The sequence below is a fragment of the Rhodococcus sp. P4_B6 genome, from assembly GCF_056402215.1.
In genome coordinates, this window is record NZ_JBFUHV010000142.1 from 1 (window position 1) to 23,502 (window position 23,502).

A 23,502-nucleotide genomic window follows, 5' to 3' on the forward strand; every position below is an offset into this window, starting at 1 on the left:
TGGGCCGAGACGCTGCCGATGTTGACGATCGCGCCGCCGTCGGACTGCTGCTGCATCACCGCATTCGCGGCCTGGGCGACGGTGAAGGGTGCCAGCAGATTCAGCGCGACGATCTTCTCGACGAAGCGCGGCGAGACGGTGGCGGCGTCGGCGTCGGGCGACCCACCCGCGTTGTTGACGAGGACGTCGAGGCGGCCGAATCGGGCGACGGCATCGTCGATCAGTCCAGCGGCGTCGGCGTGGTCGCGAACGTCGGTGGCGCGGAACGCGGCGGTGCGATCACCGTGGGCGGGCAGGGTGTCCGGCGCGGACCGGCCGCACACGAGCACGTTCGCACCCGCGGCGAGAAACGCCTCGGCGACGACGAAACCGATGCCCTTGGTACCGCCGGTCACGACGACGGAGCGGCCACTGAAATCGAGAGGACGGGGATGTGTCACGGGGAGACCTTCGGAGTGGGGAGCGCGGGGGAGACCCGGCGCTCGGCGGTGATCAGTGAATATGTACGACCAAGCAATTGCTTGGTCTCGATAGTAGGGGAACGGGAGCGGACATGAACACACTCGACGGCAAGGTCGCACTGATCACGGGTGCCGRCCAGGGGATCGGGCAGGGAATCGCCCTCGCCCTCGCACGGGAAGGGGCGGCGATCGCGGTCGCCGGACGCACGGAATCGAAACTGCACGACACGTGCGAGCGACTGTCCACGATCGGCGCCCGTAGCGCACCCGTGGTGTGCGACGTCAGCAGGCGCAAGGACATCGCGTCCGCCGTCGAGCGGACCGTGGATGTGTTCGGCGGCGTCGACATCCTGGTCAACAACGCCAACGACTGCTCACCGGGACCGATCCTGTCGGTGATCGACGAGGAGTACGAGCGGTCGTTCGCGACGGGACCGCTCGCGACGCTGCGGATGATGCAGTCGTGCCACCCGCACATGGTCTCGCGCGGCGGCGGCGTGATCGTCAACCTCGTCACGTCGGCGGCCGTCCGCTGGGACGCGAGCAACTACGGCGCCTACGGTTCGATCAAGGAGGGCATGCGTTCGCTGACCAGGTCGGCGGCGTGCGAGTGGGGCCGGGACGGCATCCGGGTGCTGTCCGTCGCCCCGCACGCGAAGAGTCCGGCGCTCGCGCGGTGGATGGACCGGAACCCGGACGAGGCGGCGGAGTTCGTGGCGGGCATCCCCCTCGGACGGGTCGGTGACGCCGAGACCGACATCGGGCGCGCCGTCGTCTTCCTCGTGAGCGAGGACGCCGGCTACCTCACCGGGGCGACCATCCCCCTGGACGGCGGGCAGTCCCGTTGGGGCTGACGGCGGGCAGTCCCGTTGGGGCTGACGGCGGGCAGTCCCGTTGGGGCTGACGGCGGGCAGTCCCGTTGGGGCTGACGGCGAAAATCCGGGGTCCCGCCCAGCGGGAAAGGCTGAGGCCACCACTGTCGAACTGCACTAGTTTCGGCAGGATCGAATTACCGTAGCGAGAGGGCACCGTCGCGATGACGACCGTTGAAACACCACGCAGTTCGCGATCAGTAGTGGTCACCGTGGCCGCCGTCGTGGAGGAGACGTCCGACGCCCGGTCGCTGGTGTTCGACGTCCCCGACGAGCGCAGGCACGAATTCGCCTACAAGCCCGGGCAGTTCCTGACTCTGCGCATCCCGAGCGACCGGACGGGATCCGTCGCGCGGTGCTACTCGCTGGCCAGTTCGCCGTTCACCGACGACCTGCCGAAGGTGACGATCAAGCGCACCGCGGGCGGCTACGGTTCGCACTGGTTGTGCGACAACGTCGGCGTCGGTGACCGCATCGAGGTGCTGCCACCCGCCGGAGTGTTCACCCCGGCGAGCCTGGACGAAGACCTGATCTTGTTCGCCGCGGGCAGCGGAATCACCCCGGTGATGTCGATCCTCAAATCGGCGCTGAGCGAAGGGAACGGGAAAGTCGTTCTCGTGTATGCGAACCGGGACGAGAAGTCGGTGATCTTCGCCGACGAGTTGCGGGACCTCGCCGCCCGCCACGAACACCGGCTGACCGTCGTGCACTGGCTCGAGAGCGTGCAGGGCCTGCCGACACCACGCCAGCTTGCCAACCTGTCGGACCGGTTCCGGGACCACCGCGCCTACCTGTGCGGACCCCGCCCCTTCATGGACGCGATCCACGAGTCGCTCGCACTCGCCGGCGTCCCGCGCGACCGGGTGCACGCCGAAGTGTTCACCTCACTGTCCGGTGATCCGTTCGCGGACGTCGTGGTCGAGGACCTGCCGGACACGGAAGCGGGAGCGGCGTCGACGGTCGAGGTGCAACTCGACGGCGAGGCGCACAACCTCAGCTGGCCGCGCCGGGCGACGCTCGTCGACGTCATGCTCTCCACGGGACTCGACGTCCCCTACTCCTGCCGCGAAGGCGAATGCGGTTCCTGCGCATGCACGGTCGTCGAGGGTGAGGTGGACATGGACAACGCATCGATCCTCGACCCCGAGGACATCGCGAGCGGCTACATCCTCGCGTGCCAGGCCCGTCCCGTCAGCGAGCACGTGCGGGTCGAGTTCTGACCGGGTAGCTATTTCTCGGTCTGCGCCGCCGCCGCGCGGGCGTTCAGGTCGGCGAGGCGGATCGGGTACCGCGGCGGGCGATCGACGATCACCTCGCGGGTGACGCCGAGGTCGGCGCCGACGTGCAGCAGTTCGCCCGGCTGCAGCGGCGTCCAGCCGGGATCCTCGTCCATCTGCTCGCTGGCGACGACCACCGCGGGACGCTCGGCGAGATGTTCGGACCTGGCCCGGATCCGGCCGGGGGTACTCGCGTGCTGGAGGTGGCGTCCGCCGCTCGGACCGCCTGCCCGCCGTTCGAGGAAGAGCAGGTCGTGGGTGTCCGGATAGCGCAGCGCCCACAACTCGCCGGGGGTGGTCAGCAGGATGTTGAGCGCGTAGATCGGCACGTTGTCGGCCAGCCACCGCGCGGCCGACGTGATCCCTGCCGTGACGTCGCCGCCGTTCCTGCCGATGTGACTGGTCACGAGGGCGAAGACGCGTTCCGAATCGGTGTCGCCGTGAACGAGTGCGAGATCGGAGCCCAGTTCCGCCTCGAGCTTCGGCAGGTCCTCGACCACGCCGTTGTGAGCGAACACGCGACCGTCCTGGGCGAACGGATGAGTGTTCTGCGGAAGCAGTTCGCCCGTGGTCGCGAAACGGATGTGCGCGACGAACGTGGCCGAGTACCGGTGCTTCGCCTCCTGCGCGAACTCCGCGTCCTCGTAGGCGGCGAGTGGTTGCTTCTCCACCACCGGAGTTCCGTCCTCCGCGAACGTGCCGAGGCCGGTGCCGTCCGGCTCGCGGTGACTCTGCTGCGCCAGGCTGTCCGGGGCGTCCAGCAGCCAGAACGACGCGCGGACACGGTGCGGGGCGGCGGACAGCCCGAACAATCGGCACATGACTTCCCTCTCGGGTGGGACGGCTCAGCGGTAGTCCGGGTTGGCGAAGTCGGGGCGGCAACCGGCGTCCCACTCCGACCGTTGATTGCCGTACACGGGGAACCCGCCTGCCTTCTTCAGCATCGCGGCGACGTGCATCAGGTTGTACGTCATGAACGTGGTGTTGCGGTTGGTGAAATCGTTCTCCGGGCCGCCCGACCCCTCGTCGAGATACGACGGTCCGGGCCCGGCTTCACCGATCCATCCGGCGTCGGCCTGCGGCGGGATCACGTATCCGAGATGCTGGAGGCTGTAGAGGATGTTCATCGCGCAATGCTTGACCCCGTCCTCGTTGCCCGTGATCAGACACCCACCGGCCCGCCCGTAGTACGCGTACTGGCCGTGGTCGTTGAGCAGCGACGAGCATCCGTACAGCCGCTCGATCACCTGCTTCGTGACGGAACCGTTGTCGCCGAGCCAGATCGGGCCCGCCAGCACCAGGATGTCGGCGTCCAGCACACGCCGGAACAGTTGTGGCCACTCGTCGCTCGGCCACCCGTGCTCGGTCATGTCCGGGTAGACGCCGGTCGCGATGTCGTGGTCCACCGCCCGGAACTGGTCGACCGACACTCCTTCCTTCTCCATCAGGCCGACACTGCGGTCGATCAACCCCTGGGTGTTGCTCACATCGGGCGACCGCTTGAGGGTGCAGTTGACGAACAAGGCACGCAGACCACTGAACCGTGGCCCGTCCTGCGGCGATGGATCGGTCATCAGTCCACGATATGCCGCGGCGGTTCCTCTTCGTGGCGGAAGTGGCGAGAGGTCGCGGCTAGCTCTCGATCGGCGTCGCCGTCTCCAGTGTCGCGGCCAGGAACTCCGCCGGAACATCCGGCCAGTCGGACGGCCACCGGCCCGCTCGCCGGTCCTCGAGGAGCGCCGTCAGGGCGGGCACCATGCGCGGACCGCCGTCGATCAGGTAGCGCACGAAGCCGATTCGCACACACGTCGCGGCGATGGACGCAAGCACCGGCTTCGCCTCGTCGACCCGTCCCGCGGCGACCAGGCACGCGACGAGCAGTCGATTGGCCTGCATCGCTGCCCTCGGCCTGCGCTCCTGCTCGACCCGGCGCACCCACTCCTGCGCCCGGCGGCACGCGACGTCGGGCTCGACCGCCGACTGCTTCCGGATCTCGGTGGCGTCGTCGAGCTGCGCGATGATCTCGGCGAAACCGAAATCGGGTTCCCGGCTGGGTTTCCCGGCAGTGGGCGGCGGCTGCGGCGAGGCGGGCAGGCCGAGCCGGACCCGTTCGTTCTCGACCCGGGCCCGCAGCCGGGGCAGGCCCAGCGAGGCCGCCGCGGACGCCCCCTCGTCGAGGTGCCGGGCCGCGGACACGACGTCGCCGCGTGCCGCCTTCAGCCGGGCGCCCGTCACGAACCGGGCGATCATGAAATCGACTATGCCCGCCTCCGGTCCGAGTTCGTAGCTCTCGTCGAGAAGTCGCTCGGCCTCGTCGAGACGACCCAGCTCGTACATCAGCTCGCCCAGGAGCGCCCCCGCGAGACGTGCGGCGTGCGAGTGCGAGCCGATCGATTTCGTCGCGGTCTGCACGGCCAGCCGGAAGTTGTCCTCGGCTGCGGTGATGTCGAGTTGTTCCATCGCGGCGATACCGGCGAAGCAGTAGCCGTACATCTTGCTGAACGGTCCGATGGTCCGCTGGTGGTAGCCGGTGGCCCACTCCTGCAGGCGGCGCGCCTCCACGAAATCGAACTGGGCGATCGCGACCGCGGAGGCGAGATTGGACCCAGCCGAGACCACCCACGCGCGTAGGGTTTCCGGCCGGGCCAGACATTCCGCGATGAGGTCGGGCACTCCGGCGATGCGATCGGACGACACCGCGATCACGGCGCGGACGATGTCGGCCTCCACCCGGATGTCCGCCTGCTCGGATTCGCTCAGCGCCGACGACTCGAGACTCGACGCGACCAGCGACAGCGCCTTCAGCGCCGGCGACACCCGCTGCAGCAGGATGTTCGCCCACGCCACCGCGATCTGGATGCGCGGACTGGACTCGACCAGCGTCTGCGGCAGCTTGTCGACCAGGCCGAGCAGCGCGACCATCCGCGAATGCTCCACCAGGTACATGCCCTGTTCCTCGACCACCGCGACGGCCACGTCGCGATCGCCCGCCGCCAGTGCGTGATCCACTGCGTCGCTGACGTAGTGGTGATCGGCGAACCAGTGCGCGGCCGCACGGTGCAGATCCGCGACGCGCGACGGATGATCGCGCTCGAGCCGTCGGCGCAGGTATTCGGCGAACAGGTGGTGGTACTCGAACCACTCCCGGTCCTCGTCGAGGCTGCGCAGGAACAGGTCGCGCGATTCGACCTGCTCGAGCCGGGCCTGACCGCGGGTCACGTTCGCCAGCACGCCCGCGAGTTCGCCGCACACCCGCTCGGTGATCGACGTGGCCAGCATGAAGTCGAGCAGCGCAGGCTCGAGCGTGCTGAGCACGTTCTCCGCCAGGTACTCGCCGATCGCGTGGTGGCGGCCCGACATGTGCCGGATGAGGTCGCCGGGATCGGCGCGATCGCGCAGCGAGAGCGACGCCAGTTGCAGCGCCGCCACCCACCCGTCCGTGGTCTCCTCCAGCGCTTCCACGTCGGAGTCGTCGAGGTGCAGTCCGCCGAGGTCGACCAGGAACCGCTGCGACTCTGTGAGGTCGAAACGCAAAGCCACGGAGTCGATTTCGACGAGCTCGTCACGCACCCGCATCTTGGCGAGCGGAAGTCCCGCCTGGCTTCGGCTGCTCACCACCATCTGCAGGTGGTGGCAGCCGTTCTCCAGGATGAAGTCCATCGCCGCGATCGTGTCCGATGACGTGACACGGTGCCAGTCGTCGATCATCACCACCACGTGCCGCCTGCTGTCGTGGACCTGATTCACCAGCGACGTGAGCACGAACCGTTCCGCCTCGGCGCCGTTCTCGTCGAGCGCCTGGCCCAGTTCGTCGGCCAGCGTCGGCTCGGCCCGGCGGATCGCCTCGACGAGATGGGACAGGAACCACACGACGTTGTTGTCGTCGTTGTCCACCGTCAACCAGGCGACGGCGGCGCCGTCCTCGATGAGGACGTCGCGCCACTGGGCTGCAACGGTGCTCTTCCCGAAACCGGCGGGGGCGTGGATGAGCGTCAACCGCCGCCGCTGGCCCAGCCGGAGCAGATCCAGGAGGCGGGTGCGCTCCACCAGGGAACGCATCGGGGTCGGCGGCCGGAACCGGGCGGCGGCGCTCGGCGGGGTGGCACCGGACCGCCGCCGGTAGCTGCGACTGCGCCCGGACTGCGTGGTCGGCGTCGAACTGTGCTCGGTGCGCGGGAACTCGTCCGCCGCGGCGGGGAGCGCCATCTCGTCGACGTCGAGTCCGTGCCTGCGTTCGATGTCGCGGAGTTCCTGCCCGAATTCCGCTGCAGATTCCGGTCGGTCGGTCGGTTCCTCGGACATGGCCCGCTCGATGGCAGTGCACACGTCGTCGGGAATGTCCTCGCCCCGCAGATCCGGAACGGGTTGCGTGGCGATGCGGAGGAACTGCGCGACGAGCCGCTCGCCGCTCCGCCGCTCGAACGCGGCATGTCCGGTCAGAAGACAGAACAGTGCGGCGCCCAGGCTGTACACGTCGGAGGACGCGGACGGCGCGTCACCGCGCAGGACCTCCGGGGCCGTGAACGCCGGCGAACCGGTGATCATGCTCGACGTCGTCTCGAAACCCCCCGAGACGCGCGCGATGCCGAAGTCGGTGAGCTGTGGTTCCCCGTATCCGGTGAGCAGGATGTTCGCGGGCTTCACGTCGCGGTGCAGGGTGCCGAGGCGGTGCGCCGTTTCCAGAGCGCCCGCCAGTTTCACGCCGATGCGCAGCGTTTCACTCCACGGCAGCGGCCCTTCGCGGCGAATCCAGGCGTCCAGCGAGTTGCGCTGGTGGTACGGCATCACGATGTACGGCCTGCCGCTGCGTGTCACCCCGGACTGCAGGATGTCGACCACGTGCGGATGCCCCGACAATTTTCCCATCGCGCGCTGCTCGCGCAGGAAGCGTTCCCGGTCCTCGCCGTCCAGATCGGAGGACAGCACCTTGATCGCGACCGTGCGGTCGAGGGCCGTCTGCAGGCAGCGGTACACGACCCCGAACCCTCCCCGGCCGATCTCGCGGGCGTCGTCGAATCCTTCCGAAGACAGCTCCGCGACGATGTCGGTCACGACGATCCGCTTGGTAGCCTGCGGATCCGAGTCGGTCGGCCCGGAACTGCTTTCCGGGTGTCGTGGCACACTCAATGAAATCACCTTCTCGGTGCACTGACGCCAGCATATCGCGGTCGTGCGACACGGAGAGCGGTGTTCGAGAACGAGTAGACCCGAGGAGAATTCGACGGTGACGGATACCGGCATTGCGACAGCGCGCACGACCCCGGCCGAGCGCACCCTGGCCCAGCTCCTCGACGCGCGAATCAGTTGCAGGGCATACCTGCCGGAGCAGGTGCCGCGCGACGTGATCGAGAGGATCCTCGAGCTCGCGCAGCAGACGCCGTCGTGGTGCAACACGCAGCCGTGGCAGGTCGCGATCACCGAGGGGGAGGGCACCGAGCGGTTCCGCGCCGGGCTGGCGGAGTACGTCCGCACTCACCCGCAGGAGTCCGACTTCGACTGGCCACGCGAATACGTGGGCGAACACAAACTGCGCCGCCGCGAGTGCGCCATGCAGCTGTACGCCAGCGTCGGGATCGCCCCCGGCGACCGGGCCGCGTCCGCCGAGCAGACGATGAAGAATTTCGACCTGTTCGGGGCGCCGCACGTCGCGATCGTGACCACTCACGAAGCACTCGGCACCTACGGCGCCGTGGACTGCGGCCTGTACGTCGAGACGTTCCTGCTCGCCGCGCAGAGCCTCGGAGTGGCGACCATCCCGCAGGCCGCCGTCGCGGGAAGCTCGCGGTTCATCCACGACTTCTTCGCGCTCGAGGAGGACCGCAGGGTGGTCTGCGCGATCTCGTTCGGGTACCCCGACACCGAGAACCCCGTCAACGGATTCCGCACCCACCGGGAACCCGTCGCCCACGTCGCGCAGTGGGTGTCCCGGTAACGTGCTCGACTCCGAAGTGTTCGACCGGGACGACCTGTTCTCCCGGCTGCGTCGACGCCCCGACGTCGAGGCCCCCAACCTGACGGCCGTCGACGCCGCCGACCGGCTGATCCTCGACGAGGGCGCGGCCGCCCTGTCCGCCGCGTCTCCCGGGACGCTCACCGTGATCGGCGACCACTACGGTGCCCTCACCCTCGGCGCCGCGGTGACGCACGGTGCCACCGGAATCCGCGTGCACCAGGACCCGCTGACCGGCGAACTGGCGCTGGCCGCCAACGCCGCGACCGTCGGGCTCGCCGACCGGTACCGGGCTTGCGCGCTCGGCGAGGAACTGCTCGCGGGGGCGACGGTCGTGCTGATGCAGCTGCCGCGGAGCCTCGGCGAGCTCACCGAGGTCGCCGAGACGATCGCCCGCCACGCCGACCCGTCCGTCGTCGTCTACGCGGGCGGACGCAACAAGCACATCTCCACCGCCATGAACGACGTGCTCGGGCGGTCGTTCTCCGACGTCCGCGCCACCCTCGGCAGACAGAAGTCGCGGGTGCTGATCGCGCGCGGACCGCGGGACTCGGCGCAGCAGACGTACCCCGTCACCGATCACCTCGCCGAGATCGGGCTGGACGTCGTCTCCTACGGGGCGGCGTTCGCCGGCCCCAAACTGGACATCGGGACCCGGTACCTCCTCGACTTCCTGCCCCGGGTGAACCCCCGGGCCCGTGCGGCCGTGGACCTCGGCTGCGGAACCGGCATCCTCGCCGTCAGCCTGGCCCGCCTCCTCCCGGAGGTGTCGGTGATCGCGACGGACCAGTCGTCGGCGGCGGTGGCGTCTGCTGCCGCGACCGCCCGCGCCAACGGGCTCGACGGGCGGGTGTCCACCCTGCGCGACGACGCCATGTCCAGCCTCGCGACCGACAGTCAGGATGTCGTCCTGTGCAACCCGCCGTTCCACGTGGGCGCGGCCGTCCACACCGGTGGGGCGTCGAAGATGTTCGCCGAGGCCGGCCGCGTGCTCCGGCCCGGCGGCGAGTTGTGGACCGTGTACAACTCCCACCTCGGATACCGGGGCCGGTTGCAGCGGCTCGTCGGCAGAACCGACGTGGTCGGGCGGAATCCCAAGTTCACGGTCACCCGGTCGGTGGCCTGACCGCCACGCCGACCGGCCTCGTCTGGCGAGTGTCCCCGCGGCACCGGTAGAGTCCGAATTGTCCGACCCGAAAGCGACGAACGGGAACTTGCGGTGGGTGCGGGACGTTCAACGTACAAGACACCCGGATCCACCCGGCGAGCCACGAGAAGGGATGTGCACGGTGCGCACCACCAGTAACCCGGTGTTCCGCAACCTGCCCAAACAAGAGGGCAGCGGCGGATACGCCTCGTTCGGATCTACGACGGCCGGCGCCGCGCAGGTCACGCAGCAGTTCGGTCAGCCGCAGTACACGCAGGCCGAGCCCTACCGGACGGGTCCCGACCACCGTTCGATGACCATCGACGACGTCGTCACCAAGACGGGCGTCACGCTCGGCGTGCTCACGGTGTCGGCGATCATCTCCTACTTCCTGGTGAGCAACGACGCGAACCTGGCGACCCCGCTCGTCATCGGCGGCGGCCTCGTCGGTCTCGTACTGGTCCTCGTGGCCACGTTCGGCCGCAAGATGGACAACCCGGGCATCGTCCTCGCCTACGCGGTCGCGGAGGGCCTGTTCCTCGGCGCGCTGTCGTTCATGTTCACCGACGTCACGTTCGGTGGAGTCGGCGGTGCGGCGCTTATCGGGCAGGCCGTGCTCGGCACGTTCGGCGTGTTCTTCGGCATGCTCGTCGTCTACAAGACCGGCGCCATCCGGGTCACACCCCGCCTGACGCGGATGATCATCGGCGCCCTCATCGGTGTCGTCGTCCTCGCCCTCGGCAACCTGATCGCCAGCTTCTTCACCGAAGGCGGCCTCGGCCTCCGCGACGGCGGTCCCGTGGCGATCATCTTCAGCCTCGTCTGCATCGGCATCGCCGCGTTCAGCTTCCTGCTGGACTTCGACGCCGCCGACCAGCTGATCCGCGCCCAGGCGCCGGAGAAGGCAGCGTGGGGCGTCGCCTTCGGACTCACCGTCACCCTGGTGTGGCTTTACGTCGAGATCCTGCGACTGCTGAGCTACTTCAACAGCGACTAGGCGCGAAAGCGCGAAAAAGGCCCCGAGAGCAGAAGCTCTCGGGGCCTTTCGCGCTTCGCGCCCGTGAGTGGTTAGCGAGTCTCTGCACTCGTCAACCACGCACGGGCGGCGGAGCCGCCTAGCTCAGGCGCTCGAGGACCATCGCCATGCCCTGCCCGCCGCCGACGCACATCGTTTCGACGCCGAACGTCTTGTCCTGCTCGCGGAGGTTGTTCAGCAGGGTGTTGGTGATGCGGGCGCCGGTCATGCCGAACGGGTGGCCGAGGGCGATGGCGCCGCCGGAGATGTTCAGCTTGTCCTCGTCGATGTTCAGTTCGCGGGCGGAACCGAGAACCTGGACCGCGAACGCCTCGTTGATCTCGAACAGGTCGATGTCGGAGATGGACTTGCCCGCGATGGCGAGTGCCTTCTTGACGGCCTCGATCGGGCCGAGACCCATGATCTCGGGCGACAGGCCGGACACCCCGGTGGACACGATACGGGCCAGCGGGGTCAGGCCGAGGGCCTTCGCCTTCGTGTCGGACATGATCACGAGCGCTGCGGCACCGTCGTTGAGCGGGCACGCGTTACCGGCGGTGACGGTGCCGTCCGGCCGGAACACCGGCTTCAGCTGGCTGATGCCCTCATACGTGGTGCCGGCGCGGGGGCCGTCGTCGGTGCTGACGACGGTGCCGTCGGGGAGGGTGACCGGGGTGATCTCCCGCTCGAAGAAGCCGTTCTTGATCGCTTCCTCCGCGCGGTTCTGCGAGCGGACGCCCCAGCGGTCCTGCTCCTCGCGGGTGATGCCGGTGGACGAAGCGACGTTCTCGGCGGTCTGGCCCATGGCGATGTAGACGTCGGGGATCTGGTCGTTCTCGCGGGGGTCGGTCCAGGCGACACCGCCCTCGGCGAGCTTCGCGGTGCGCGCCTCGGCGTCGGCGAACCTCGCGTTCTTGGTGTTCGGCAGGCCGTCGGCGTTGCCGGTGACAAAGCTGGACACCGACTCGACACCGGCGGAGATGAAGACGTCGCCCTCGCCGGCCTTGATCGCGTGCAGCGCCATCCGGGTGGTCTGCAGCGAGGACGAACAGTAGCGGTTGACCGTGACGCCGGGCAGGAAGTCGTAACCCAGTTCCACAGCGACGACGCGGGCGATGTTGAAGCCCGACTGTCCGGCGGGCTGGCCGCAGCCGAGGAGCAGGTCGTCGATCTCGGTGGGGTCGAGTTCGGGGATCTTCGCCAGCGCCGCGGCCACCATCTGCGTCGTCAGATCATCCGGGCGGATGGTCTTGAGCGAGCCCTTCATGGCTCGGCCGATCGGTGAGCGTACTGCGGAGACGATGACTGCCTCGGGCATGAAAACTCCTTTGTCAACTGCGGGGGTCTGCACTGTGTTTCGGACCACCCGTTCTGTGGCCTTCCCGACAACTTACGTTGCCGGAGCCCGCCGGGGTCGCCGCCATCTCACTCAGCGACCCGTCGCGTCCCGGGCGCGGACGCCTCCTCGATCGCGAGGAGTTCGTCGAGGCGGGCGGGTGCGCGTCGCCGGACGTCGCGTCGCCACAGAAAACGGTTGAGCGAGGCCGTCATCCGGGTCGACAGCTTGCGTGATTCCGCGGCCTCCGACACCTCCGGCAGATCGGGCAGAGGTCCGCCGTGCCACATGCCCAGCGCCGTCGCGAGAACGGGCACGATCTGAATGGCCGCCAATTCGTAGCCGGCCGCCGACGGGTGGAAGTGGTCGGAGGAGAACATCCGGTCGGGCGCCGCCAGGAACTCGGGGGCCAGCAGGTCGGCGAGCGCCACCGGGTGGCCGCCCGCCGCGCTGGTCGCGGCCGCCTGCGCCCGGGCCAGTCGTAGTCCCCAGGTCCGGACGACGGTCCGCAGGGGCTGCGGAATCGCCGTCACCACCCCCAGGTCGGGGCAGGTTCCGACGACGACGGCGCAGTCGTGGGCGCGGAGCCGTTCGACGGCCTCCCCGAGCCTGCGCGCCGACGCCCGGATGGAGTTCTTGCTCGTGACGTCGTTGGCGCCGACGAGGATCACCGCGGCGTCCGGCGGTGGCCCGGCGACGAACATCGCGTCCACCTGACCGCTGAGCCCGCGGGACGTGGCACCGCCGATGGCCTTGGTGCTCAGCCGGATCCGCTTCCCCGTCTCGTCGGCGAGGCGCCGCGCGATCTGCACGCCGGGCACCTCCTCCGCCGACAAGCAGCCCACCCCGGCGGCGGTGGAGTCGCCGAAGATCATCAGGTGGACGTCGTAGGGGGTGGTCCGCAGCCAGCGTTCGGGCACCGCCGCGCCGGGTGAGTAGACGCCGTCGGCCTCCGGCGGCTTGGCGACGTTGTGGCCGATCACCCCGCGGGCCGCCGTCGCCTGCGACATCAGATACGAGTACGCCGCCCACGACAGCGTGCCTGCGCTCGAACCTGCCACGACAGCCGCGGCGCCGGCCTTCACTCCGGACTGCCAGGTCCTCTTGGGCACTGGTCTCACCTTTCCGCTACCTGGTGCTCATCTCACGGGTTCCAGCGGACTGCGTCGGCACCAATCTAGTCGGATCGGGGCCCCCGTGCCGGACGTCTGTGAGCATCGGATCAGGGCATCTGGGAGCATGGAGCCATGCGCATCGCGGAACACGTCGTCGACCTGATCGGCAACACCCCTCTCGTCAAGCTCTCTTCCGTCATCGGTGAGAACCACGGGACCGTTGCAGCCAAGATCGAATACCTCAACCCGGGGGGAAGCTCGAAGGACCGCATCGCGGTCAAGATGATCGACGCCGCGGAGGCGTCGGGCGAGCTGAAGCCGGGTGGGACCATCGTCGAGCCCACGTCCGGCAACACCGGCATCGGCCTCGCGCTGGTCGCCCAGAAGCGCGGATACAAGTGCGTGTTCGTGTGCCCCGACAAGGTCAGCGAAGACAAGCGGAACGTCCTCAAGGCGTACGGCGCCGAGGTCGTGGTGTGCCCCACCGCGGTCGCGCCCGAGCACCCGGACAGCTACTACACCGTCTCCGACCGGCTCGCCCGCGAACTCCCCGGCGGCTGGAAGCCGAACCAGTACTCCAACCCGGGCGGCCCGCAGAGCCACTACGAGACCACCGGCCCCGAGATCTGGGCCGACACCGACGGCAAGATCACCCACTTCGTCGCGGGCGTCGGCACCGGCGGCACCATCACCGGCACCGGTCGCTACCTCAAGGAGGTGTCCGGCGGCAAGGTCAAGGTCATCGGCGCCGACCCCGAGGGTTCCGTGTACTCGGGTGGCACCGGCCGTCCGTACCTGGTCGAGGGAGTGGGCGAGGACTTCTGGCCCAGCGCCTACGACCCGTCCATCCCCGACGAGATCATCGCTGTGTCCGACGCCGACTCCTTCGAGATGACCCGTCGTCTCGCCCGCGAGGAGGGCCTGCTGGTCGGTGGTTCCTGCGGCATGGCCGTCGTCGCCGCGCTCGAGGTCGCCAAGCGTGAGGGCCCCGACGCCGTCATCGTCGTCCTGCTGCCCGACGGCGGCCGCGGATACCTGTCGAAGATCTTCAACGACAAGTGGATGGCGTCCTACGGATTCCTCCGCACCCCGCTCGACGGCAAGCCCGACGAGAAGACCGTCGGCGACGTGCTGCGCGGCAAGTCCGGCGAACTCCCGGACCTCGTCCACACCCACCCGTCCGAGACGCTGCGCGACGCCATCGAGATCCTCCGCGAGTACGGGGTTTCCCAGATGCCGGTCGTCGGCGCCGAGCCGCCCGTCATGGCCGGTGAGGTGGCGGGCAGCGTCACCGAGCGCGACCTGCTCAGCGCCGTGTTCGAGGGACGCGCACACCTGGCCGACCCGGTCGAGAAGCACATGAGTAAGCCGTTCCCGCTCATCGGTTCGGGCGAACCGGTGTCGGCCGCCACCAAGGCGCTCGGCGACACCGACGCGCTGATGGTCGTCGACGACGGAAAGCCCGCGGGCGTCATCACCCGTCACGACCTTCTCGGTTTCCTCAGCGCCGGCTCCTAGACGACACGTCGAGGGCAAGACGAGAGAAGGCCGGTCCCCGCTGCGCACGGAACGTACGGTGCACAGTGGGGTGCCGGTCCGCTGTCCGTGAGGGGGAGTTCACAGTGAGTGCTCGTCTGCGTCGTGTCCTGGTGGTTCCGGTCGCCCTGCTCGGGTTCGCCGCCGCCGGATGCGGGAACAGCATCGAGGGTGCCGCCGTCGCACAGCCGGGATCGTCCGACGTCGGATCGGTGTCCTCGGGCACCTCGCCGTCGGGAGCGTCCGCCGACTGCGCCGCGCTGACGAAGGCGCTCGGCCGGCTCGTCTCGGACCGGCCGCATCTCACCGAGGCCGTCCTCCCCGGATCGACCGATCCGACCTGCTCGTGGTCCAAGGGACCGACCAACGTGATGAGTACCATCACCGCATCGGTCAGGCCGCAGGTCACCGATCCTGCCGTCATCGTCGAGATGCGGAACGGGACGAACGTCGTCGCAGACCCCCGGTCCGCCGAGTTCGGCGGGGTGGTCCTCGACGTCGTGGCCATGGCCCTGCTCACACCCGAGCACAGCATCATCGTCAACGCGCTCGACCCGTCCGTCAGCGATGCGACCAAGCTCGACGTCGCCTTCGCCATCGCGGAGTATCTGGAGAATTAGGTCCCCACTAGGCTGGGGGCCATGAGTGAGCAGCGCAGCAAAGCGGACAACATCAGCTGGCAGGGGTTCTCCACCAAGGCCGTGCACGCAGGATTCGACCCCGACCCGCAGACGGGCGCCGTCAACGTCCCCATCTACGCGAGTTCGACGTTCGCACAGGACGGCGTCGGCGGCATGCGGAACGGATTCGAGTACGCCCGCACCGGCAACCCCACCCGACGACCGCTCGAGGCCAACCTCGCCGCCCTGGAGTCGGGCACGTACGGTCGCGCCTTCGGCTCGGGCATGGCCGCCACCGACTGCCTGCTCCGCGCCGCGCTCCGCCCCGGCGACCACCTCGTCATTCCCAACGACGCCTACGGCGGAACGTTCCGCCTGATCGACAAGGTCTTCACCCAGTGGGGCATCGAGTACACGCCCGCCGCGGTGTCCGACGTGGACGCGGTCCGGGCGGCCATCCGGCCCAACACCAAGCTCGTGTGGGTCGAGACCCCCACCAACCCGCTCCTCAACATCGGTGACATCGAGGCACTGTCCGACATCGCACACGAGGCCGGCGCGAAGATCGTCGTCGACAACACGTTCGCCTCGCCGTACCTGCAGCAGCCGCTGCAACTCGGCGCCGACGTCGCGCTGCACTCGACCACCAAGTACATCGGCGGGCACTCCGACGTCGTCGGCGGCGCACTCGTCACCAACGACGAAGAACTCGACACGGCGTTCGCGTTCCTGCAGAACGGTGCCGGCGCGGTCCCCGGACCGTTCGACGCGTTCCTCACCCTCCGCGGCATCAAGACCCTCTCGCTGCGCATGGAGCGGCACAGCGACAACGCCGAGAAGGTCGTCGAACTGCTCAGCGGGCACCCCGCGGTGTCGCAGGTGATCTACCCCGGGCTCGAGTCGCACCCCGGCCACAAGGTCGCGGAGAAGCAGATGCGCCGCTTCGGCGGCATGATCTCGGTCCGCCTCGCCGGCGGAAAGCAGGCTGCGCTGGACTTCTGCTCGCGCACCGAGATCTTCACGCTGGCCGAGTCGCTCGGCGGCGTCGAATCGCTGATCGAGCACCCGGGCGCCATGACCCACGCCTCGACCGCCGGTTCGCTCCTCGAGGTGCCGGACGACCTGGTGCGCCTGTCCGTCGGCATCGAGGACGCCGCCGATCTGGTGGGCGACATCGAGCAGGCTCTGAAGTAGGCGGCTTCGCCGCCCGTGCGCCTTTTTGGTAGCCCCCACTACCAAAAAGGCGCACGGGGCGCGGAGCGCCTTATGCTGGCCCGCGTGGAGCCTGTCACGCTGGATCAGATCAGAACAGCCCGTAAGCTGCTGGACCCCGTCATGCGCCGGACGCCGGTGATCGCGTCCCGGGCGCTGTCGGAACGATGTGGGCACGTCGTGTCGCTGAAGTGCGAAAATCTGCAGCGCACAGGATCTTTCAAACCTCGTGGTGCGTACAACCGGATCGCGAATCTCTCGGTCGCGGAACGGGCCTGCGGGGTCGTGGCGGCCAGTGCGGGCAATCACGCGCAGGGTGTGGCCTGGGCGGCCACCGAACTGGGCATCCCGTCCACCGTCTTCATGCCCACCGGCGCACCCCTGCCGAAACTCGTTGCCACCAAGGCGTACGGCGCGACCGTCCACCTCACCGGCGACACGGTGGACGACGCGCTCGTCGCCGCGAAGGCGTACGCGGACGAGACCGGCGCCGTCCTCATCCATCCCTTCGACCACGTCGACATCGTCGCCGGGCAGGGGACCGTCGGGCTCGAGATCCTCGAGCAGGAACCCGACGTCGGCACGATCGTCGTCCCGACCGGCGGGGGCGGCCTGATCGCGGGTATCGCCGCCGCGGTGAAGGCCACGCGGCCCGACGTACGGATCGTCGGCGTCCAGGCCGAGCAGGCGGCGGCCTGGCCGCGTTCGCTGGCCGAGGGTCGCCCGATACCGCTGGAGACCATGTCGACCATGGCCGACGGCATCGCGGTCGGCCGCCCCGGAGACGTGCCGTTCGCCCACGTCGGCTCCCAGGTCGACGCGATCGTCACGGTCAGCGAGGACGCCCTGTCCCGGGCGCTGCTCCTGTGCCTCGAACGCGCGAAGCTCATCGTGGAGCCCGCGGGCGCGGCGGCGGTGGCCGCGTTGATCAGCTGCTCCACGGAAGAGCTGGGACTCACCGGGAAGGTGTGCGCGGTGCTGTCCGGCGGCAACATCGACCCGTTGCTGCTCACCCACGTCGTCAATCACGGTCTCCGGGCCGCGGGACGGTATCTCGGTGTGCACGTGACCATTCCGGACCGACCGGGTGGTCTGGTCAGCCTGCTCGGCGTGGTCAGCGGCAACGGTGCGAGCGTGGTCGACGTCGTCCACTCCCGCACCGGCGGCGCACTCGCACTCGACGAGGTGGAGGTGTTCCTCACCGTCGAGACCCGCGGTCCCGGACACCGGCAGGATCTCCTCGAGGCCCTGCGCGACGCCCGGTACGCCGTCCGCCTGCAGGAGTAGGCCGGTACCTAGCTCGGCCAGCCGCCCAGGGTGATCACCCGGAACTCCTGATCGACCAGCCGGGCCGGCAACTCCAGGTTGGTGAGCCAGTCGATCGCGCCGCCGCCCATCCCGACCGCCGCCGTGCTCGACGCGTGCGCGGTGGTACAGGACGCGGCGACCACCGACACGGTCCGCCACAACGAGATGGAGTCGGGGTGCAGGGGCTTGACGGTGCTGGCGGTCGCGACGGCCGCACCGGACGGGATCGACACCTGGCAGGTGGGATCGCCCGGCAGATCCTGGACCTGGACCTGCCAGCCGCCCGGCGGTGTGTTCCCGGCTGTGGCGATGTCGCCGCCGAGCGCGACCAGGACGCCGCACCCGAGCAACTCCGCCGTCGTCGACGCACAGTGGTCGGCGGAACTCGCCCGCGCGGTGGCCGTGAGGTCGAGTTCCACCCCGGCGGGGAGCGTGACCTCGGTGCCGTCGACGGTGATCGACCGCCACGAGTGGGGTGCGGGCGCCGACACCGTGGGGTCGAGGGCTCCGTCCGTGGTGCGCGCTGCGGCGAGGGCGTCGGTGAGGAACCGCGCGAACATCGGGGTCACCGTGTTCGGGCCCTCGTCGAGCGCGCGGATCTCGGCGTCGGCGCGGTCCCGGTTGACGGCGGCATCGGCGGCCGCGAGGTAACCGCGGATCAGGTTCGACGCCGAGCTCAGGGCGTCGGGGTCGGTGACGACGATCCGTGCGTGCACACCCCAGGTGGACCATTCGGTTGCGCTGCGGGCGCTGGTCATGTGGTGGTTCTCCGGTGGCGGGATCTCAGGAACCGCTGGACACGGCGTCCGGTGCGCCGAATCCGGCCGAGACGAGGGGCGCTGCCACCGTCGAATCGGGGGTCGCGGGATCAGCGGCCGCCGCCATACCGCCACCGGCGACCAGTCCGGCGATTCCGGCTGCCGCCAACACGCGGCGAACGGGAAGCAGGCGGGAAATCCGTCGGTCTTCACTCATGCCGACCAGCTTCCCCGACGAACCTTAGAACAACCTGGGAAGAATCTGACTCTCCGCGCCGTGTGCGCAGTCGTGCCCGTCAGCCACCGCTGTGACGGAGTCGTCACTACGATCGGATCCGTGATCGCGGACCATGACGAACTGCTCGATGCCGCTCTGGCTGTGCTGCGGGAGCGCGGCCCCCTGTCCGACCGGGAGCTGACAGTCGCGCTTGCGGATTCGGGTTGGGGAGGTGTCGACGACCTGATCGAATACGTGGAGGAGTTCGACGCGCCGCTTCTCGGAACTCTCCCGGACGACCGATGGGTGGCGCTCGACGTTCTGCTCGCGGGACGTGTCCTCACCCACCGCCTCACCGCGGAGGAGATCTCGGCCGATGTCGTGGCGCCAGACGATTTCGGCTCACTTCTGCGCCTCGCATCCGGGGACCCCGGCGTCGACGGCTTCGAGGTCGTGTTCTTCGAGGACGAGGCCGACGAACTCGCCGCGAGAGGGGGCCTCGGCGCGAACTGGTCGGACGAGGAAGTGCTCATGCTTCCCCGGGGCGCACTCACGCAGTGTTCTCCCGGGGATCTTCTGGCGGTGATCGCCACGGACGGCGGAGTGCGCCTCGACTTCGTCGGCGAGCCGGTCGCGGACGCACCCGAGCTTGCGCTGCGGCTCACTCGGCGGCTGAGCGAGAGTTCGGTGATCGATCTCGAGGAGGAGGTCTGGGACCTTCTGGTCGACGATCCGGCGGCGTTCACCGTGCCGGCGCTGCCGTTGGCGGAAATAGTCGAGGGCGCCGACCTCGACAGGTCCGGGCAACTCGTCGCCCGTCGCGGATTCGATTTCGAGTCGTACGGCCGAGACCTGATGATCGGCGTGTACGCCGACGAGCTCGGGGTGCCCATGGACGGGGCGGTGGCCGTCGCCACGCTGGTATCGCTGGTCACAGCTCTCGAGGAAGACGAGGACCAGGACATCCAGGCGAGGTTCTTCGAAAGGCCGGAGCTCTACGCGGCCCTCGCCGATCCGGCTGTCATGGAAGTCGCCGCTCAGGAGTTGTTCGACGTGGACGTCGACCCCGAGGTGCTCCTGATCGCAGCGCAGCGGCTGCTCCTGTCGGGACCGCGCGAAGTGAAAGCCGCAGCGTCGTGGATCGCCGGCCGGGCCACCGAGATGCAGGGCTTCCCGAAGCAGGCCGAAGACCACTACGAACACGCGCTCGTCCTGGATGGAGCATTCGATCTCGCTCTCTTCGACCTTGCCCGTTTCGCCTCGGACCGCGGCGATGCCGTCCGCGGGCTGTCGTTACTGAACCGGATGGCCGCCGGGGATGCGGAGCCGCTGCACGCGGTGCTCGAATACTTTCAGCCGACGCCGCGGCCGGGGCTGGGCCGCAACCATCCCTGCTGGTGCGGGTCGGGAAGGAAGTACAAGACGTGCCACCTCGGCAAGGGCGACCACGCCTTGTCCGAGCGGGCCGGGTGGCTGTACCAGAAGGCGAAGTTGCACGCGCAGGAACTCGGCTGGCGCGATCAGATCGTCGAGTACGCCGAAATCCGTTCCGAGAACTGGCCCGGCGACGCGGCGCTGTTCCAGGCGCTGGAGGACCCTCTGGTCACCGACGTCGCACTTTTCGAGGGCGGTGCGTTCGCCGACTTCGTCGAGTGTCGCGGCGACTTGCTGCCCCCGGACGAGTTCGCACTCGCACGACAGTGGCAGGAAGTCGAACGGTCCCTGCACGAGGTGGAGGAGGTCCGGCCGGGTGCGGGTCTGACACTGCGGGACCTGCGCACCGGCGACCGGCGCGACATCAGGGAAGTCACCGCAAGCCACCAGATGCATCTCGGGAGTCTGATCTGTGCCCGCGTCGTCCCGGCGGGGGACACGTGGCAGATCTTCGGGGGAATCGAACCGATCTCGCAGGATCGGCGCGCGTCACTCCTCGCGGCGTTGGACGACGAGACCACGGATCCGGCCGACCTGGTCGAGATCCTCAGCGAACGATTCGTGCCGGTGAGCGGGTGATCGGGGCGGCGGGATTCGCCGGGTGCCGCTCTCCCGCAGGTCACGGTAGGAAACGGATCAATCCCGCAGAATCGCCTCGCATCTGCTGTGCCCCGTCGTAACGTGAACTCACTCGGTTAGGTGCACCGAGGAGGAGGAGCGCACGTATGTCAGTTGATGCAGCGGCGATCATCGTGGCGATCACCACCGCAGCGGGGGCCATCGTTCAGGGAGCGGACATACCGCAGCCGGTCAAAGATCAAGCAGCAGAAGCAATTCAGGTGGTCGAGCAGGCCTCACCCGACGTTCAGAAACAGGTAAACGACGCAATATCGACCCTCCCGGAACCGGCCCGCGTGCAGGCCGAGCAGATGGTGGCCCAGGCCTCGGATGTCGTGAAGCAGGCAACCGACCCCTACATTCCGCCGCCGCCCGCCGTCGAGGCGGCGCCGCCGCCTGCCCCGATACCGCCACTGGCCCTGCCGGACACCCCGCTCGACCAGCCCCCCGTGATGAGTGCCCCCGACGTCGGAACCGCGATCGGGGGCCTCGCCGCTCTGCCGGGGGTACCAGCCCTCATCAGCGGACTCGGATCGCTGATCCCGTCCGTGCCCGCAGGGTTTCCCGGTGTCTCGCTCGCGCCCGTCGGCGCCATCGCCGTCTTCGCGCCGTGGATCCGCAAGGCCGGATCGCTGTGCGAGGGCATCAAGCCGCCGACACTGGCGGCCCTGTACTCGGTCGAGAACGGGTTCCGCTACGGCGCGACGTCACCGGTGTCCCGGGCGGGTGCCCGCGGCCCCGGCCAGTTCATGCCCGAAGCCTGGGCCAGGTACGGCAAGGACGCGGACGGCGACGGCAAGGTCGACATCAACGGCGTCGCCGACCCGATGATGGCGTCCGGTCAGATGCTGTGCGACCTGTTCGGTCAGATCGACGGGTGGAAGAAGGAGGGCGTGGTCAAGGGCGACACCCTCGACCTCACGATCGCCGCCTACAACGCCGGTGCGGGTGCGGTCCGGACCGCCGGGGGCATGCCCGCCGGCAAGTTCGACTACGAGCACGAAACGCAGCCGTACGTCGCACGCATCCGATCGCTCGAGGAGTCGTTCGCGCGGATGCTGTCGCCGTTCTTCTACGGTGCGGCCGCCGGTGACACGAGCCGCGTCGTGGAGGCGGCCATGCGGTTCATCGGCCTGCCGTACGTGTGGGGCGGCGGCAACATCAACGGACCGTCCGGCGGCGGGTTCGACTGCTCGGGGCTGACCTCGTTCGCCGTGTACGCCGCCACCGGCATCAGACTGCCCCGCACGTCGGAAACGCAGTGGAATGTCGGTGTGGAGGTGCCGCTGTCGGAGGCCAGGCCCGGAGACCTGCTGTTCGGCAACTGGCAGTCGGGTGGGCCGGGTCACGTGGCGATCTACGTCGGAAACGGCCAGATGCTGCACGCCCCGACGACGGGCGACGTGGTGCGCATCGGACCGGTGTTCGCCGACATGAAGGCCCGCCGGGTCTTCTGATCACATCCGCAGGGCTCGACGCAGAAAACTCCGGCCCGGGCACTGGGCCCGGRCCGGAGTTTTCGGCGGTTGATCCGAGATCAGCTGTGGTAAGGCTCCGCGCTGACGAGCGTCACCTTCATGCTGCTGCCGTTGGGCAGCGTGTATTCGCGGGTCTCGCCGACCTTCGCCTCGAGCAGTGCGCCACCCAGCGGAGAGTTGGGCGAGTACACCTCGAGCTTGTTGTCGCGTGCACCCTCTTCGCGGGTCGCGATCAGGAACGTCTCGGTGTCCTTCTCGTCGCCGTCGTAGTAGACCTTCACCACGGAACCGGGCAGTGCGACACCGGACTGGGTGGGGGCCTCGCCGACCTTCGCGCTGTTCAGCAGCTCCTGGAGCTGACGGATGCGCGCCTCCTGCTGACCCTGCTCTTCGCGGGCCGCGTGATAGCCACCGTTCTCCTTCAGATCGCCCTCTTCGCGACGCTCGTTGATCTCGGCGGCGATGACCGGACGATTGGCAATGAGCTGGTCGAGTTCGCTCTTGAGCCTGTCATGTGACTCCTGGGTCAGCCAGGTCACCTGGGTCTCGGTCATCTCGATCACTCCCTCGTAGTTGGAGCCGCCGGGCTCCCTCGACAGACCACTGCAACAGCAGTGATCAACGGCTCGGCGGAATCGACGGCCGGGGCCGTTCATCTTCCGCCTTGCCGCCAATGCAGCAATACACGGTTCCAAACGGAACCGTGTACCAGGCGATTCTAGCACGATCGGGGAGCGCAAACCCCGAATAACCCGAACGGTCGCTCGGCTGCGCGGGTGTCAGCCGCCGGTCAGATAGGCAGGAACGTCCAGGCTGCAGCCGTAGATGTCGCCCATCGCAGGGGGGCGCGACGTGTAGACGGGAGCGGTGACTTTCACCGTCTGGCTGTCGCCGCCGGCGATGTACACCTCGCGCCTGCCGGTCTCGGAACCGTCCTTGGAGCGGGAGCGGACGATGCACACCGCGGCCCGGGACGGATCCTCCCGTGTGACGGTGAACGTGATGTCGAGCTGCGAATCACTCACCAGATCGAACGACGTGGCTTCACTGTCGATCTCGGAGACGGCGAACTTGTCGTATGCGACGAGTGCCACAACCACGCCGACGACGACTACCGCCGCGGAGAGTGCCCACACGAGCCAGCGCTT

21 protein-coding genes are annotated in these 23,502 nt (G+C 68.8%); 11 read left to right on the forward strand and 10 right to left on the reverse strand.

Annotation, left to right across the window (positions count from 1 at the left end):
• The coding region (locus AC1DWT_RS38790; protein WP_477924689.1) for an SDR family NAD(P)-dependent oxidoreductase at positions 1-440 on the reverse strand (440 nt) is incomplete at its 3' end.
• 113 nt (positions 441-553) lie between these two features.
• Between AC1DWT_RS38790 and AC1DWT_RS38795 the strand changes: the two genes are divergently transcribed.
• Positions 554-1,315 (forward strand): SDR family NAD(P)-dependent oxidoreductase, encoded by a 762-nt coding sequence (locus AC1DWT_RS38795; protein WP_477924691.1) that lies wholly within the window; start codon positions 554-556, stop codon positions 1,313-1,315.
• A 182-nt stretch (positions 1,316-1,497) separates the two neighbouring features.
• On the forward strand, positions 1,498-2,553 hold the full coding sequence (locus tag AC1DWT_RS38800) for a ferredoxin--NADP reductase (RefSeq protein ID WP_072940755.1): 1,056 nt from the start codon (positions 1,498-1,500) through the stop codon (positions 2,551-2,553).
• An 8-nt stretch (positions 2,554-2,561) separates the two neighbouring features.
• On the opposite strand, the gene AC1DWT_RS38805 is transcribed toward AC1DWT_RS38800, so the two are convergent.
• The 3 genes from AC1DWT_RS38805 to AC1DWT_RS38815 are packed head-to-tail and all read right to left on the reverse strand — an operon-like array spanning position 2,562 to position 7,731.
• Entirely contained in the window at positions 2,562-3,431 is an 870-nt protein-coding gene (locus AC1DWT_RS38805) for a class II glutamine amidotransferase (RefSeq protein ID WP_072940752.1), read from the reverse strand.
• Positions 3,432-3,455: 24 nt separating this feature from the next.
• Positions 3,456-4,184 carry a flavodoxin family protein gene (locus AC1DWT_RS38810; protein WP_072940749.1) on the reverse strand — a complete coding sequence of 243 codons (729 nt, stop codon included), beginning with the start codon at positions 4,182-4,184 and terminating at the stop codon, positions 3,456-3,458.
• A 58-nt stretch (positions 4,185-4,242) separates the two neighbouring features.
• Positions 4,243-7,731: a serine/threonine-protein kinase gene (locus tag AC1DWT_RS38815; protein ID WP_095861414.1), complete on the reverse strand. Its 3,489-nt coding sequence runs from the start codon at positions 7,729-7,731 to the stop codon at positions 4,243-4,245.
• Positions 7,732-7,834: 103 nt separating this feature from the next.
• Here AC1DWT_RS38815 and AC1DWT_RS38820 point away from each other — a divergent pair, with 103 nt between their 5' ends.
• The 3 genes from AC1DWT_RS38820 (at position 7,835) to AC1DWT_RS38830 (ending at position 10,704) form a co-directional block, all read left to right on the forward strand.
• Positions 7,835-8,542 carry a nitroreductase gene (locus AC1DWT_RS38820; RefSeq protein ID WP_095861129.1) on the forward strand — a complete coding sequence of 236 codons (708 nt, stop codon included), beginning with the start codon at positions 7,835-7,837 and terminating at the stop codon, positions 8,540-8,542.
• A gap of 1 nt (position 8,543) precedes the next feature.
• Positions 8,544-9,686, forward strand: a complete 1,143-nt coding sequence (locus AC1DWT_RS38825) for a class I SAM-dependent methyltransferase (RefSeq protein ID WP_072940723.1) — start codon at positions 8,544-8,546, stop codon at positions 9,684-9,686.
• Positions 9,687-9,849: 163 nt separating this feature from the next.
• The gene (locus tag AC1DWT_RS38830; protein WP_174705482.1) at positions 9,850-10,704 is read left to right on the forward strand and encodes a Bax inhibitor-1/YccA family protein; all 855 of its coding nucleotides are present in this window, start codon (positions 9,850-9,852) and stop codon (positions 10,702-10,704) included.
• A 118-nt stretch (positions 10,705-10,822) separates the two neighbouring features.
• Here AC1DWT_RS38830 and AC1DWT_RS38835 read toward each other — a convergent pair whose 3' ends face one another.
• Together AC1DWT_RS38835 and AC1DWT_RS38840 are read right to left on the reverse strand one after the other, a co-directional pair.
• Positions 10,823-12,040 (reverse strand): acetyl-CoA C-acetyltransferase, encoded by a 1,218-nt coding sequence (locus AC1DWT_RS38835; RefSeq protein WP_477924695.1) that lies wholly within the window; start codon positions 12,038-12,040, stop codon positions 10,823-10,825.
• Positions 12,041-12,147: 107 nt separating this feature from the next.
• The gene (locus AC1DWT_RS38840) at positions 12,148-13,170 is read right to left on the reverse strand and encodes an SGNH/GDSL hydrolase family protein (protein ID WP_095861127.1); all 1,023 of its coding nucleotides are present in this window, start codon (positions 13,168-13,170) and stop codon (positions 12,148-12,150) included.
• A gap of 135 nt (positions 13,171-13,305) precedes the next feature.
• On the opposite strand from AC1DWT_RS38840, the gene AC1DWT_RS38845 reads away from it, so the two are divergent.
• The 4 genes from AC1DWT_RS38845 (at position 13,306) to ilvA (ending at position 17,828) form a co-directional block, all read left to right on the forward strand.
• Positions 13,306-14,691 (forward strand): cystathionine beta-synthase, encoded by a 1,386-nt coding sequence (locus tag AC1DWT_RS38845; RefSeq protein WP_072940714.1) that lies wholly within the window; start codon positions 13,306-13,308, stop codon positions 14,689-14,691.
• Between the two features lie 104 nt (positions 14,692-14,795).
• Positions 14,796-15,329, forward strand: coding sequence for a hypothetical protein (locus AC1DWT_RS38850; RefSeq protein ID WP_378688086.1), 534 nt, complete (start codon positions 14,796-14,798; stop codon positions 15,327-15,329).
• Between the two features lie 21 nt (positions 15,330-15,350).
• A complete protein-coding gene (locus AC1DWT_RS38855; protein ID WP_072940709.1) occupies positions 15,351-16,523 on the forward strand; it encodes a cystathionine gamma-synthase in 1,173 nt (390 codons plus the stop codon).
• Positions 16,524-16,595: 72 nt separating this feature from the next.
• A complete protein-coding gene (ilvA, locus tag AC1DWT_RS38860; RefSeq protein WP_072940706.1) occupies positions 16,596-17,828 on the forward strand; it encodes a threonine ammonia-lyase in 1,233 nt (410 codons plus the stop codon).
• A gap of 8 nt (positions 17,829-17,836) precedes the next feature.
• On the opposite strand, the gene AC1DWT_RS38865 is transcribed toward ilvA, so the two are convergent.
• Both AC1DWT_RS38865 and AC1DWT_RS38870 read right to left on the reverse strand, forming a co-directional pair.
• Entirely contained in the window at positions 17,837-18,607 is a 771-nt protein-coding gene (locus AC1DWT_RS38865) for an FAD:protein FMN transferase (protein WP_072940703.1), read from the reverse strand.
• A gap of 25 nt (positions 18,608-18,632) precedes the next feature.
• A complete protein-coding gene (locus tag AC1DWT_RS38870; protein ID WP_009479096.1) occupies positions 18,633-18,824 on the reverse strand; it encodes a hypothetical protein in 192 nt (63 codons plus the stop codon).
• Positions 18,825-18,944: 120 nt separating this feature from the next.
• Between AC1DWT_RS38870 and AC1DWT_RS38875 the strand changes: the two genes are divergently transcribed.
• Together AC1DWT_RS38875 and AC1DWT_RS38880 are read left to right on the forward strand one after the other, a co-directional pair.
• Entirely contained in the window at positions 18,945-20,837 is a 1,893-nt protein-coding gene (locus AC1DWT_RS38875) for a YecA family protein (protein WP_477924699.1), read from the forward strand.
• Between the two features lie 146 nt (positions 20,838-20,983).
• Complete coding sequence (locus tag AC1DWT_RS38880) at positions 20,984-22,333, forward strand: C40 family peptidase (protein ID WP_072940698.1); 1,350 nt, start codon at positions 20,984-20,986, stop codon at positions 22,331-22,333.
• Positions 22,334-22,413: 80 nt separating this feature from the next.
• Here the strand turns inward: AC1DWT_RS38880 and greA are convergent, their stop codons facing one another.
• Positions 22,414-22,908, reverse strand: a complete 495-nt coding sequence (greA, locus tag AC1DWT_RS38885) for a transcription elongation factor GreA (protein ID WP_005238978.1) — start codon at positions 22,906-22,908, stop codon at positions 22,414-22,416.
• Between the two features lie 225 nt (positions 22,909-23,133).
• On the reverse strand, positions 23,134-23,502 hold a 369-nt coding region (locus AC1DWT_RS38890), incomplete at its 5' end, for a DUF4307 domain-containing protein (RefSeq protein ID WP_477924701.1).